Raw genomic sequence first — 11,941 nt, 5'->3', positions numbered from 1 at the left:
TTTTCCTCTTTACCCCACCGTTTCAATCTCGAACGGGACCAGGCCGTCGAGGCCGTAGTCCTGATATTCCGGATGCCCCATCTCCGCGTAGATCAGGCGGCCATCCCGTAACTCTCCCGGCCACACCGCCACCACACGCCGGGCATGAGCGTGGCGCTTGAGCAGATCCAGCGGATCGAGCTTGAGCGACTGATCAAACAGCAGCTCGATGTTGTCGAGCAGGAGTAGATCGCCGCTTGCATATTCATCTGCCAGCTCCCGCAGGGCGACGTTGGCCTGGAGCGCCCGTTGCCGCTGCGGCAGCGCCGCGAGACGCTTTCCCAACACCGCTCCGACATTCATTACCTTCATACCGCGCTGATTGGCCAGCTCGGCCAGCAGCGCGCTCTTGCCGCATCCAGGGCGCCCAACAAGCAGGATCAGCTTGCTGTGCAGGGCCGCGATTTCGTCTACGAGACGGTCCAGTCGTGTGAGCATCCGGCAGCCCTTCACCCATTGCCGCCATGAGCCCCGCCAGGACCATCGTCGCCCTGGGCTTCCGCCGTCTGCTTCTTGATCCACAGGTCGATTTCCTGGCGCCGGAATCGCCACGTGCCACCGACTTTGAATGCGGGGATCTTCCTGCCCGCCGCCAAGCGATAGACCGTGCGTTTGCCTACCTTGAGGTAGGCAGCCACCTCGTCGAGCGTGAATATCTCTCCAGTGTCGTCTTTCATCGCTTCCTCACCCGGTACCAGGCAGGGGCCGGTGATGATGGTAATCTTAGCAAGGATACGTCAAACTTGTGCATCTTTGAACAGCCAAGCGGCGGGAGGGGGGATGACAGATAGCCAAGGCGGTCGGCAGGTGAGCCAGGGCACTATGCAGGGATCGGTGGCCGAACACCCAGCGTGGCATCGGTTGGAAGACCAACTTCAGTGGTACGACAATTCAGGCCCCGCCCCCTGACGCGAGCCGACGAAGGCGCTCCGACTCGGCACGGGCTTCGGCCAGCAACTGGCCCCAGTCCGACGGCGGGCGGCCGCTGTTGAGCATCCTGCGGAACACCCGGTAGGCGTCGTCGGCGCTGTCGTAGGCCCGCTTCGTGTCCTCGTCGTTGACCCAGGCGTAGACGATCACCCTGGCCCGGGCGTGGTAGCGGAAGAACAGCCGGTACTGCTGGAAGAACTTGGCGCGGAACCAGTGCTTGTGCTCGGGCCCAAGCGTGTCGCCCTGGCGGTACTCCGGCCGGGCGGGGTCCTGAGGGATGACCTCGAACGCCAGCTTGGCGATGGCCGCCAGGCGCTTGGTGGCGTTCTTCTTGGCGTAGCCGGCCGGGTCCTTGCGCCTGAGCGCCTCGACCTGCGCGGTCAGGGCGTCAAGCTGGTCGAGGAAGATCGGGTGGGCGAAGAGGGCCCAGCCGTTGACGACCAGCGGGGCGCCGCTCATTCATCATCCGCCGACAGCGGAGCCTCGAGATCCACCTCGACACCGCCGACCAGCGCCTGGATGCGTTGCGCGAGGCCGGCATCCACCGCTTGGAGCCGTTCGGGATGCTCGGCCATGTCGCGGGCCAGGAAGCCGAGGAACGGCATCAGCGCCGGGTCGTCGCTGTCGCCGGGGGCCGCGCGCGTGAGCACCACCTCACCGTTCGGGCGGATGGTGTAGTGGATCTTGTCGCGCTTGCCCAGGCGCAGCGCGCGGCGCACGGTTTCCGGCACGGTCGTCTGATAGCGATCGGTCAGCGTCGATTCGGCTTCGAGGGTGGCGGGCATGGCGGTTCTCCGGCTGCTATCAGAATAAGTGTAATGCATCCGCATTGCCATGTCAATGCAAACGCATTGTCGCCCGAAGACCCTCACAGGTTACTCGGCAGGTCGTTGCTGCCACGCGGCACCAGGTGGTCGAGCTCCCATCGAAAGATCTGCTCGATGCAAAAGCGGATGACCTTGCCGCCGAGCACGTAGTGCGGGACGCTGAGCCGGCTGCGCTCGCTCCGCTCGGCGAGCCAGTACGTGGGCAGCCCGGTGATGCTGCTGACCTCATGGCAGTCGAGCAGGATGCGCTCACCTGCGGGCGGCCAGAACGCGGCCGACCATTCGATGGCCTCTTTCAGCGCCGTCGGCGATGATCGGGACAACGCGCTGCCGGCGACCGCTTTGCGCGCCACTTGGGCCTTGCGCTCGAAAGCATCGACCTCCGACTCCAGATAGCGGGGCTGCTTGCCGATCCGCCAAGAGGGCGGTCCGATCCCTTCCGCGCACCAGCGCTGCAGCGTGTTGGGTGTGACGTTCCACCTCGCCGCAAGCTGAAGCTCACTCAGCACCGGGTAGCGAATCTTGGGCAGTTGGGAGCGGGGGCCGCGACGCAGTTCCTGTTCTCGCGCATCGGCCTCCCGGGCTCTGTTGAGGTCAGCGCTGGAGATCATTGCTCACCTCCCGCATGCTGGCCTCCGCCGCCTCCAAACTGCCGTGCCGGCACACGAGATCGAAAGCCTCACGAAGCGTATATCGCTTGGGTTCCACGACGGCCGGCGTGGGTGCAGGTGGCTCGATGGGTGGAGGGCTCGGAGCGACGGGTGGGTCGGCACCGATCGGCATGCCTTGTCGCTGCGCGTCTTCGTAGGCGAGGACGTCTTCGAGCGCGTAGCGAACGGCCTTGGACAGCTTGTAATACCGCGGCCCGCGACTCTCGCTGCGCCAGCGTTGGAGTGTCTTGACGCTGATGTTCCAGCGCTGCGCCAGCTCGGTTTCGGTGAAGGCGTGGTCGTTCGACATGGTCTGTGCTCCATTCGCGCTGCGGCAGACCATTACGGCGCTGTTCGCGCAACCAGCCAAGGCGACATGGCGGGTGCGGCCGTGTGCGGGCAGGTCCAGGGACGCCGATCGGGGAGGTCGAGGGAACCCGGGTGAATCAGCGGGGCGCCTACTCGCCTCGAATTGATTGCAATACCGCCGCGCGTCGTCGAGGGTCCCTCAATACCCGGACATGGTGGGCTTCCTTTTCGTTAGCCTTCCACCACCAAAACCCAAAATCCCAACCCTTATCGGTTGGGATTTTTTTGCCCTGAGCGCCAGTGTTGGCGCGGTTCCGGCCCGTTGCCTCGTGAGCGCTGCACCGCCAAACGACGCCGTTTCGGAGTACTTCTCGCCTCTCTGCTGCCGTTTTTCTCTGCTGGGCTCGTGAGCGTTCACCGAGCCAGAGCCAGCACTGGCGCGGGTTTCCGGCTTCCGGGTTGCGATTGTGAATTGGTCGGCCGTTGGTTACCGAATCTGCACTGCTCACCTCGTCTTGCATCAAGGTACGGCGAGCTCGGCGGCAGATACTGGTTGAGACAGTTCGCACAGGATGCCGCACTGTTCGGCGCTTCTGCCTTCGGAACACATTTCCCTCAAGGATCTGAGCTGCTGCTCAAGTGCGCTCAGTTCCTGGATACGCACCGCGACCTGCTCGATGTGTGCCTCAAGAACACGGTTGACCTCACTGCAATCTTGGGTTGGCACGTTCTTGAGGCGCAACAGCACACGAATCTCGTCGAGCGTCATGTCCAGCGAACGACAGCGGCGAATGAAAAGCAAGCGTTCGACGTGCGCGTCGCCATATAAGCGGAAATTGCCCGCGCTCCGGGACGGGGGCGGCAGGAGTCCTTCCTGCTCATAAAAGCGAATCGTTTGAATCGGACACCCGGTTTGCCGGGCAAGCGCTCCGATCTGCATAGCTGCAACCCCTTTTTATCATCGACTTGACTCTATAGTAGCTATAGAGTGTTAAATCTCAAAATACCCTCCGGATGCTTGCTGGTTTCTGCAAGAGCCTCGCCGGATCAGGAACGAGAAGAATCAAGGACCAATGACTATGACTGATGAATGCCAGAAATCCTGCGGATGTGCGTCCGAGCGGAAGGCGGAGTCCATGACGGGTGCCACGCCGACCGGGACGGGAAGGATGAGTCTGTTCTCGGTGCCGAAGATGGACTGCCCTTCGGAGGAGCGCATGATCCGGCTCGCGCTCGAGAATACGAGCGGGCTGGCCGCACTCGAGTTCGATCTTGGCAAGCGCGAGTTGCGTGTTTTTCACGACGGCCCCGTCGAACCCATTGCAAGCAAGCTTGAAAGTCTCGGCTTGGGCGCCCGTCTCATTGCGTCAACTGAATCGAATGGCCCGCACACTGTCGATGGGCAAAGCGACAGCCAGCCGTCCTCCGAGCAAGAGTCTCGCGCTCTCAAATGGTTGCTTGCCATCAACGCCGCCATGTTTGTCGTCGAAGTGACGATCGGGTGGATTGCGCAGTCCACAGGGCTCATGGCTGACTCACTGGACATGTTCGCAGATGCCGCCGTCTACGGGCTCGCGCTCTACGCCGTCGGCCGTCCTACCGAGCACCAGCTGAAGGCGGCGCGGCTGTCAGGCTGGCTGCAACTGTTGCTCGCGCTCGGCGCAATGTCCGAGGTGCTGCGCCGCTTCGTCTTTGGTAGCGAGCCCGAGCCACCGCTCATGATGGGGATCGCGCTCGTTGCGCTCATTGCAAACGTTACCTGCCTTGTCCTGATCTCCAGTCATCGAAAAGGCGGCGCTCACATGAAGGCAAGCTGGATTTTCTCCACGAACGACGTGCTGGCAAACCTGGGGGTGATCGCGGCCGGGGCGTTGGTCGCCTGGACAGGATCGCGTTACCCCGATTTGGTGATTGGCTCGCTCATCGCGCTGCTGGTATTGAACGGTGCGCGGCGCATCCTGCGCCTCGGTGCCTGAAGCAGCGAGCGCGGGACATGCCGCCCCGGCAATATCAACGACTGAATTCCCGCCCTGGAATTTCACGCTGCGCTGCCCAATCCAATGGCAAGGCTCGCCGGATCAGGCGCTCCAGCACAAGCCCGACTGCCTTTTCCACCACGCACGCCTCGACGATGTCAGGTGCAAGCCGGGTCAGTTGCGCGATCCGACTTGCATGCCCCCGGTCAATGCTCTCGGCTGCCGCGATCTCGGTGATGGAGGGTCACGCGCGCCCTGACCTCGGCCGGGTTTGCGCTGTCCATCGATGATTTCGGCACCGGGTATTCCTCACTGGCTTACCTCAAGCGATTTCCCGTTCATAAACTGAAGATCGACATCTCGTTCGTGCGGGACATGCTGACCGATCGCAACGATCTCGCCATTGTGTCCGCCATCGTTGCCATGGCGAAGAGCCTCGGCCTCAAGACCCTGGCCGAAGGTGTGGAAGAGGCAGCGCAGGCGGAACACTTGCTGGCATTGGGTTGCGACGAAGCACAGGGGTATTACTTCGCCCGTCCGGAGCCGGCCGAGGTTTTCGCGCGCAGGTGGTTGCAAAGCGCATGTCCGAGTCATGATCTCGGTCAGGACGTGGATCGCCAAGAGCAAGGCCACCTCGGTACATGACGGCAAAGCCGCTCCATGGCACCGGGCCCCGGCGCATGATCACGCCCTCGAGTTCTCTCAAACTCTTCGTAGCGTTCACGCTGATCCGTGATCGGGAGCCGTCAGCCCGGTCGGTTCAACAGCGATCGGGGCCATTGCCTCTGCGAAAGCGCACAGACCAAAGGCACTTGGGCTGGCTCGCCCCAACTGCTTCACCTCATCAGGTTCCGCCTGGGAACTCCAGACAGAACCGGGTTCTGCCCTGTGCAGAAGTCACGCTGACCGAGCCTCCATGGGCTTGCATGATGGCACGGGTAATCGCCAATCCCAGCCCTGCGCCGTCGGTTTCCGGATGTGACCGCGACGGGTCGGCACGGTAAAACCGATCGAACAGGCGCGGCAGTACCTTCGGGTCGATGTCCTCGCCAGTGTTCTCGACGCTCACCCGGGTGGCTTGGGAAGACTGGCTGATCTCGATCGTGACCTCGCCATGGGGCGGGGTGTGGTGCAGCGCGTTCGAAAGCAGATTGCTCAGGGCACGGCGGAACATCAAGCGATCGCCGACTATCTCACCCTCACCACGCTGAGCCAGTCTGACGCCCTTCTCATCGGCGACCGCCTCATAGAACTCGATCAGGGCGTACGTTTCTTCGGCTGCCGAGAAACGTTCCCGGTTCGGCAGCATCATCCCGCGTTCGGCCTTGGCCAGGAACAGCATATCGGACACCATGCGGCCCAGACGCTGCAGTTCCTCGGCATTGGAAGCCAGGATCTCCCGGTAGGCATCGGCATCGCGCCGGGTAGCCAACGCGACCTGGGTCTGGGTCAGCAGGTTGCTCAGGGGGGTGCGCAGCTCATGCGCCAGATTCGACGAGAACTCCGACAGTCGCGTGAACGCGTCTTCCAGCCGGTCCAGCATCTTGTTGAGTTCGTGAGCCAGATCGGCCATTTCGATGGGTACCGCCTCGACGGGCATGCGCTGGTGCAGCCGCTGGCTCGTGAGCGTGGTGGCTCTGGATTTCATGGCACGCAATGGCGCCAGCCCCTTGTACGCGGCAAACCAGCTCAGCAAGCCACAGATGACGATCGTCACGACGGCATAGGTCATCAGGGTGCGCCGCAACTCCAGCATGAACCGTGTGTGATGTGCCGTGTCCATGGCAACAAGGATGTCCAGCCGCGTCGTCGCGTCATAGGCGGGAACAGCCTGGAAACGCATTCCGCGAAACGCTCGCCCTTCGTCGGCCCAATGCTTCAGCGCGTCGTTGCCGTTGCCTTCATCCGCCGGTGACAGTTCGCGCGGGAGGCGAAATCCTTCGGACTGGAAGAGCGTTTCACCTTTCGAATCATGGACGCTGACGTACAGCCCGTGATGGTGGCTCAATGCCTCACGCAGCAGCCACTTGGCGTCCTCGGCCGAATTGGATCGCGCCAAAATATTCTCGATCAGGTGCTGCTTGTCCTGCAGCGCCATGTGATCCAGTTCGATGAAATGCCGCTCGGATGCAGCGATGACCAACAAGGCCAATCCAAACACGACGGCCGACGCCGCCAACGTAAAGAAGAGGGTGAGCCGGGTCGTCAGTGACAGGGAGCGAAACATTCAGTGCTCCTCCGGCGCTTCCAATACGTAACCCATGCCACGTACGGTGTGGATCAGCTTGACCTCATGCCCATCATCGATCTTCGCGCGCAAGCGCCGGATGGCCACCTCGATCACATTGGTGTCGCTGTCGAAATTCATGTCCCAGACCTGCGAGGCGATCAGCGAGCGGGGCAGGACCTCGCCATGACGGCGCATCAGCAGTTCCAGCAAGCCGAACTCTTTGGCCGTCAGACTGATCCGCCGGCCGCCGCGTGACACGCGTCGGCGCAGCAGGTCCAGTTCGAGGTCGGCCACGCGCAGCACGGTGCTCTCGTTGCCACTGCGCCCCCGGCGCAGGATCGTGCGCACGCGGGCCAGCAATTCGGCAAAGGAGAAAGGCTTGACCAGATAGTCGTCCGCTCCGAGCTCAAGGCCTTTGACGCGGTCTTCCACCTGATCGCGTGCAGTCAGGAACAGCACTGGCATCTGCAGGCCGCGACGGCGCAAGGACTGGAGTACCTGCCAGCCGTCGAGGCCGGGCAACATCACATCCAAAATCACCAGGTCGTATTCGCCCTGCAAGGCCAGGTGCAGGCCATCCGTGCCGTCCTGCGCCAGATCGACCACGAAACCCGCTTCGCTCAAGCCTTGACGCAGGTACTCGCCCGTTTTGGGTTCATCTTCGACGATCAGTATTTTCATGAGGGTGCTCCGCCATATCGAATAGCCGCTAGTGTGACGATTTTGGGCGCACCTGACACGATGATAACAAAAATGTAATCTGACAGACAGCTTCCTAACAGGGGTGGCCCTCTAGCATGTCATCCACGAAATCAGCAATTCATTGCGAGGAGCCCATGCCACCCTTGAGACCGTTTCATTCACCGTTGCCGTTGGTGCCCGCTCGGCGGCGTTTCGTGCGCGGCTTGGTCGCTGGCGGCGTCATGATCGGCCTGTCACCCTGGCTGCGTGCTGCGGCGCAGGGGCTGTCCGACACGCGCACGGGTGCAGCGCCCGTGCTCAGCGGCACGAACATCGACCTGGTGGTCGGCGAATCGCCGGTCAATTTCACCGGTAAGCCACGGATGGCGACCACCATCAATGGCTCCATCCCGGCGCCAACGCTCAAACTGCGGGAGGGCGACACGGTCACCATCCGCGTCACCAACCGCCTGCGCGAGGCCACCTCGATCCACTGGCACGGGATCATCCTGCCCTACCAGATGGACGGGGTGCCTGGGGTCAGTTTCCCGGGCATCGCCCCTGGCGAAACCTTCACCTACCAGTTTCGCCTCGAACAAACCGGCACCTACTGGTATCACTCGCACTCCGGCATGCAGGAGCAGACCGGCATGTACGGGGCCTTGATCGTCGAGCCGCGTGAGGCAGACCCCATCCGCGCCGACCGCGACCATGTCGTGCTGCTGTCCGACTGGACCGACGAAGACCCCATGCGGGTGCTCGCCAAGCTCAAGGCGCAAAGCGACTACTACAACTTCAATCAGCCGACGGCGATCGATTTTTTCCGTGACGTGGCCGAGATGGGGCTTTCTCGTGCACTCGACAAGCGTGCGATGTGGAACCAGATGCGGATGAACCCGACCGACCTGGCCGATCTCTCGGGGGCGACATTGACCTACCTGATGAACGGCGTCACCCCTGCCGGCAATTGGACCGGCCTGTTTCGGCCGGGTGAGCGGGTGCGTCTGCGCTTCATCAATGGCGCGGCCAACACCTTCTATGACGTGCGCATCCCCGGGCTCAAGATGACAGTGGTGCAAAGCGACGGGCAGAACGTCGAGCCCGTCACCGTCGATGAGTTCCGCTTCGGGCCGGGCGAGACCTACGACGTGATCGTCACGCCCCAGGAGGACGCCTACACGATCTTCGCGCAATCGATGGATCGAACGGGCTTTGCCCGCGGCACGCTCGCGGTGCGCGAGGGCTTGAACGCCGCCGTGCCTGCGCTCGATCCCGTCGAATGGCTCACCATGGCCGACATGATGGGCGCGATGGATCACGGCGCGATGGGGCATGGCGGCTCGGCCATGGGCGCGATGGACCACGCGGCGATGGGCCACGACATGTCTGGCATGAAGCACGACATGTCCGGCATGAACCATGGCGCGATGGCGATGGGCCATGGTCAGCACGCGATGCATGGCATGGCTGGCGGCGCGTTGGCCAAGCCCAGCGCCACGGTCCGTCATGCCCGCACGGAATACGGCCCGAGCACGGATATGCGTGTGGACATGCCGCGGACCAATCTCGACGATCCGGGCATTGGCCTGCGCAACAACGGCCGGCGCGTGCTGACGCTGGCGGATCTCAGGACGATCGGTGGTCCTCTCGACCCACGCGGGGCCGAGCGCGAGATCGAGCTGCACCTCACCGGCAACATGGAGCGCTATACCTGGTCGCTCGACGGCCTCGAGTTCGGCAAGAGCACGCCGGTGCACCTGAAGTACGGCGAGCGGGTGCGCGTCATCCTGCACAACGACACGATGATGACGCACCCGATGCATTTGCACGGGATGTGGAGCGAGGTGGAAACGCCCGACGGGCAGTTCCTGGTGCGTCGCCACACCATCCCGGTTCAACCCGCGCAGCGCGTCAGCTTCCTCGTGACCGCCGACGCCCTGGGTCGCTGGGCCTGGCACTGCCACCTGATGTTGCACATGGACATGGGCATGTTCCGCGTGGTGGTCGTGTCATGAAACTCATCCAAGGACGATTCTCGATGAAACCCCGTTCTCTCTTCACTGCGGCGATGGTGTTGCTCGGTGCGGCACCCGTCTGGGCACAAACACCGATGGAAGGCGGCGGCCATGCCGGGCACCCGGGCACGGCTCCAGCCCCAACGCGAGCCGAATCGCCCGCGAGCGCCACCATGGACCACGGCAGCATGCGCATGCAAGGCGGCCCCGCCCCCGCCGATGCCCGCGATCCGCACGCGTATGCCAATGGCTTGACCTTGGAGTCGGGCCCGTACGCATTTCCTGGGCCACGGCAACTGCGGCTGTCCGATGAACATGCGTTTGGCAGCGTGCTCCTCGATCGCCTGGAGCGCGTCGACACGAAGGACGGCAACGCCACCGCCTATGAGGCGCAAGCCTGGTTCGGCGGCACCTACGACCGCCTGGTCCTCAAGGCCGAGGGTGACGTCGCCAAAGGCAAACTGGAGGAGGCACGCACGGAGGTCCTGTGGGGCCATGCGATCGCCTCGTACTGGGACACCCAACTCGGGGTGCGGCTGGACAGCGGCACGGGGCCTGACCGGACTTGGCTCGCTGTGGGCATCCAAGGGCTCGCCCCGTACTGGTTCGACGTCGATGCCACCGCCTACGTCGGCAGCTCGGGACGCACGGCACTGCGCCTGTCGGGCGAGTACGAACTCCTGCTCACCCAGCGCCTGATTCTGCAGCCCCGCATGGAAGTCAATCTGTATGGCCGGCGCGATGAAGCGCGTGGCCTGGGCAGCGGGCTGGCCGATGCCACCATAGGGCTGCGCCTGCGTTACGAATTCTCGCGCCAGTTCGCGCCCTACGTCGGCGTCGAATGGGCGGGCAAGTTTGGACAGACCGCGGATTTTGCGCGCGCCGAAGGACAGCGTACCCGGGAAACGCGTTATGTGGCGGGTGTGCGGCTGTGGTTCTAGAAGCCGCCACGCGCAACTCCGATCTTATTCACCAACCCTAAGGAGAAACCGATGATGAAGAAAACCTTGAGCGTTTTGGCGCTGAGCGCGTTGCCTGTGTTGGCGCTGGCCGCCGGCAATCATCAGGGCGGCCATGGCATGGCCGGGCACGACATGCAAGGCATGCACGGTTCGATGCACGGTGGCGCATCACACTCCAACGTCGGCAAGCCAGGCGATCCCGCCAAGGTCGACCGCACCATCGAGGTGGTCATGGACGACACGATGCGGTTCACGCCGGCGAACATCGCGGTCAAGAAGGGCGAGACCATCCGCTTTTTCGTCAAGAACACGGGCAAGGTGCCGCACGAAATGGTGATCGGCTCAATGAAGGAACTCAAGGCGCACGCCGAGATGATGCGCAAGATGCCCCAGATGCAGCATGCCGAGCCGAACATGGTGACGCTCCAGCCTGGCCAGCGCGGCGGGCTGGTTTGGCAGTTCGATCGGCCCGGTACGGTGGACTTCGCCTGCCTCCTCCCCGGCCATATGGAAGCGGGCATGGTGGGCAAGATCGTCGTCGAATAAGCAGCGTCACCGGGAGTCCTTATCATGCACCAAACCGTTGATCAACCGTTCCCCCAGCGGCGCAGGCTGCTGCTGGCGGTGCTTGCGCTGAGTCTTCCCTCCCTGGCACCAGCCGCCGCACCGCAGACGCTTGCCGTGCAGGTGTGGAAGGACCCGAACTGTGGGTGTTGCAAGGACTGGATTGCCCACCTGGAGAAAAGCGGATTCCGCGTGAGTGCCGTCGACCAGGGCAACAGCGCAGCCCGCACTCGCCTCGGGATGCCGCAGAAATTCGGTTCCTGCCATACGGCCCTGATCCAGGGCTATGTGATCGAAGGCCACGTACCCGCCACGGACATCCAGCGGCTGCTCAAGGAAAAGCCCCAAGCCCTGGGCTTGGCGGTGCCGGGCATGCCCATTGGTTCACCCGGCATGGACGGGCCGGTGTATGGCGGCCGACGTGATGCCTACCAGGTCTTGCTGGTTGGGAAAGACGGGTCGGCACAAGTGTTCAGTTCCCATCCATGAAGAAACCCCTCACCCGGCGATGAGCGCGACGCATCATGATCACCACCCCGACACGCGTGGCTCGTCCGGCCTGAGCCGGCGTGTCAGGATCGCGTTGCTGATGGTGGCCCTCATCGGCGGCTTCTACCTGCTGCGCGAGCACTGGAGCCATGTCGCAGGCAATTGGGTGTACCTGTTGCTGCTAGCGTGCCCGCTGATGCACCTGCTGCATGGCCACGGCAGGCATGGCGCACTGCCCGACAACCGCCCCGACAAAGAGGCCTGAAGCC

The 11,941-nt window shown here is 63.2% G+C and carries 16 protein-coding genes; 7 read left to right on the top strand and 9 right to left on the bottom strand.

Annotated features, from left to right (window positions below; translation table 11 throughout):
- Positions 1–9: 9 nt before the first annotated feature.
- The 7 genes from brxF to cadR all read right to left on the bottom strand — a co-directional run bounded on the left by brxF (position 10) and on the right by cadR (position 3,695).
- Entirely contained in the window at positions 10–477 is a 468-nt protein-coding gene (gene brxF / locus EPD80_RS07325; protein WP_062194137.1) for a BREX-3 system P-loop-containing protein BrxF, read from the bottom strand.
- Positions 478–488: 11 nt separating this feature from the next.
- Positions 489–716 carry a methylation-associated defense system helix-turn-helix domain-containing protein MAD1 gene (mads1, locus tag EPD80_RS07320; RefSeq protein ID WP_055424393.1) on the bottom strand — a complete coding sequence of 76 codons (228 nt, stop codon included), beginning with the start codon at positions 714–716 and terminating at the stop codon, positions 489–491.
- 214 nt (positions 717–930) lie between these two features.
- A complete protein-coding gene (locus EPD80_RS07315) occupies positions 931–1,428 on the bottom strand; it encodes a type II toxin-antitoxin system YhaV family toxin (RefSeq protein ID WP_142810710.1) in 498 nt (165 codons plus the stop codon).
- The gene (locus tag EPD80_RS07310; RefSeq protein WP_055424395.1) at positions 1,425–1,754 is read right to left on the bottom strand and encodes a type II toxin-antitoxin system PrlF family antitoxin; all 330 of its coding nucleotides are present in this window, start codon (positions 1,752–1,754) and stop codon (positions 1,425–1,427) included. The genes EPD80_RS07315 and EPD80_RS07310 overlap by 4 nt, the downstream gene beginning before the upstream one ends.
- Positions 1,755–1,837: 83 nt before the next feature.
- Complete coding sequence (locus EPD80_RS07305; protein WP_142810708.1) at positions 1,838–2,407, bottom strand: helix-turn-helix domain-containing protein; 570 nt, start codon at positions 2,405–2,407, stop codon at positions 1,838–1,840.
- A complete protein-coding gene (locus tag EPD80_RS11390) occupies positions 2,391–2,756 on the bottom strand; it encodes a helix-turn-helix transcriptional regulator (protein ID WP_206673309.1) in 366 nt (121 codons plus the stop codon). The genes EPD80_RS07305 and EPD80_RS11390 overlap by 17 nt, the downstream gene beginning before the upstream one ends.
- A 519-nt stretch (positions 2,757–3,275) precedes the next feature.
- The gene (gene cadR / locus EPD80_RS07295) at positions 3,276–3,695 is read right to left on the bottom strand and encodes a Cd(II)/Pb(II)-responsive transcriptional regulator (RefSeq protein WP_037989410.1); all 420 of its coding nucleotides are present in this window, start codon (positions 3,693–3,695) and stop codon (positions 3,276–3,278) included.
- Positions 3,696–3,834: 139 nt separating this feature from the next.
- Between cadR and EPD80_RS07290 the strand changes: the two genes are divergently transcribed.
- Both EPD80_RS07290 and EPD80_RS07285 read left to right on the top strand, forming a co-directional pair.
- The gene (locus tag EPD80_RS07290) at positions 3,835–4,731 is read left to right on the top strand and encodes a cation transporter (RefSeq protein ID WP_221928902.1); all 897 of its coding nucleotides are present in this window, start codon (positions 3,835–3,837) and stop codon (positions 4,729–4,731) included.
- Positions 4,732–4,986: 255 nt separating this feature from the next.
- Positions 4,987–5,376 carry an EAL domain-containing protein gene (locus tag EPD80_RS07285; protein ID WP_082438493.1) on the top strand — a complete coding sequence of 130 codons (390 nt, stop codon included), beginning with the start codon at positions 4,987–4,989 and terminating at the stop codon, positions 5,374–5,376.
- A gap of 199 nt (positions 5,377–5,575) precedes the next feature.
- Here the strand turns inward: EPD80_RS07285 and EPD80_RS07280 are convergent, their stop codons facing one another.
- Complete coding sequence (locus EPD80_RS07280; RefSeq protein WP_142805374.1) at positions 5,576–6,958, bottom strand: heavy metal sensor histidine kinase; 1,383 nt, start codon at positions 6,956–6,958, stop codon at positions 5,576–5,578.
- On the bottom strand, positions 6,959–7,642 hold the full coding sequence (locus EPD80_RS07275) for a heavy metal response regulator transcription factor (protein WP_142805373.1): 684 nt from the start codon (positions 7,640–7,642) through the stop codon (positions 6,959–6,961).
- Between the two features lie 155 nt (positions 7,643–7,797).
- Here EPD80_RS07275 and EPD80_RS07270 point away from each other — a divergent pair, with 155 nt between their 5' ends.
- The 5 genes from EPD80_RS07270 (at position 7,798) to EPD80_RS07250 (ending at position 11,937) form a co-directional block, all read left to right on the top strand.
- Positions 7,798–9,657, top strand: coding sequence for a copper resistance system multicopper oxidase (locus tag EPD80_RS07270; protein WP_142810704.1), 1,860 nt, complete (start codon positions 7,798–7,800; stop codon positions 9,655–9,657).
- A gap of 23 nt (positions 9,658–9,680) precedes the next feature.
- Complete coding sequence (locus EPD80_RS07265; protein WP_260677382.1) at positions 9,681–10,598, top strand: copper resistance protein B; 918 nt, start codon at positions 9,681–9,683, stop codon at positions 10,596–10,598.
- Between the two features lie 51 nt (positions 10,599–10,649).
- On the top strand, positions 10,650–11,165 hold the full coding sequence (locus EPD80_RS07260; RefSeq protein ID WP_142810699.1) for a cupredoxin domain-containing protein: 516 nt from the start codon (positions 10,650–10,652) through the stop codon (positions 11,163–11,165).
- 24 nt (positions 11,166–11,189) lie between these two features.
- Positions 11,190–11,672 carry a DUF411 domain-containing protein gene (locus EPD80_RS07255; RefSeq protein ID WP_142810697.1) on the top strand — a complete coding sequence of 161 codons (483 nt, stop codon included), beginning with the start codon at positions 11,190–11,192 and terminating at the stop codon, positions 11,670–11,672.
- Positions 11,673–11,772: 100 nt separating this feature from the next.
- The gene (locus EPD80_RS07250) at positions 11,773–11,937 is read left to right on the top strand and encodes a DUF2933 domain-containing protein (protein WP_305781985.1); all 165 of its coding nucleotides are present in this window, start codon (positions 11,773–11,775) and stop codon (positions 11,935–11,937) included.
- Positions 11,938–11,941: the final 4 nt, after the last annotated feature.

This window comes from Tepidiphilus olei (genome assembly GCF_006980705.1).
Classification (GTDB): domain Bacteria; phylum Pseudomonadota; class Gammaproteobacteria; order Burkholderiales; family Rhodocyclaceae; genus Tepidiphilus; species Tepidiphilus olei.
Note: the sequence above shows the minus strand (reverse complement) of the source record. Positions and strands in the feature narration are given on the sequence as shown.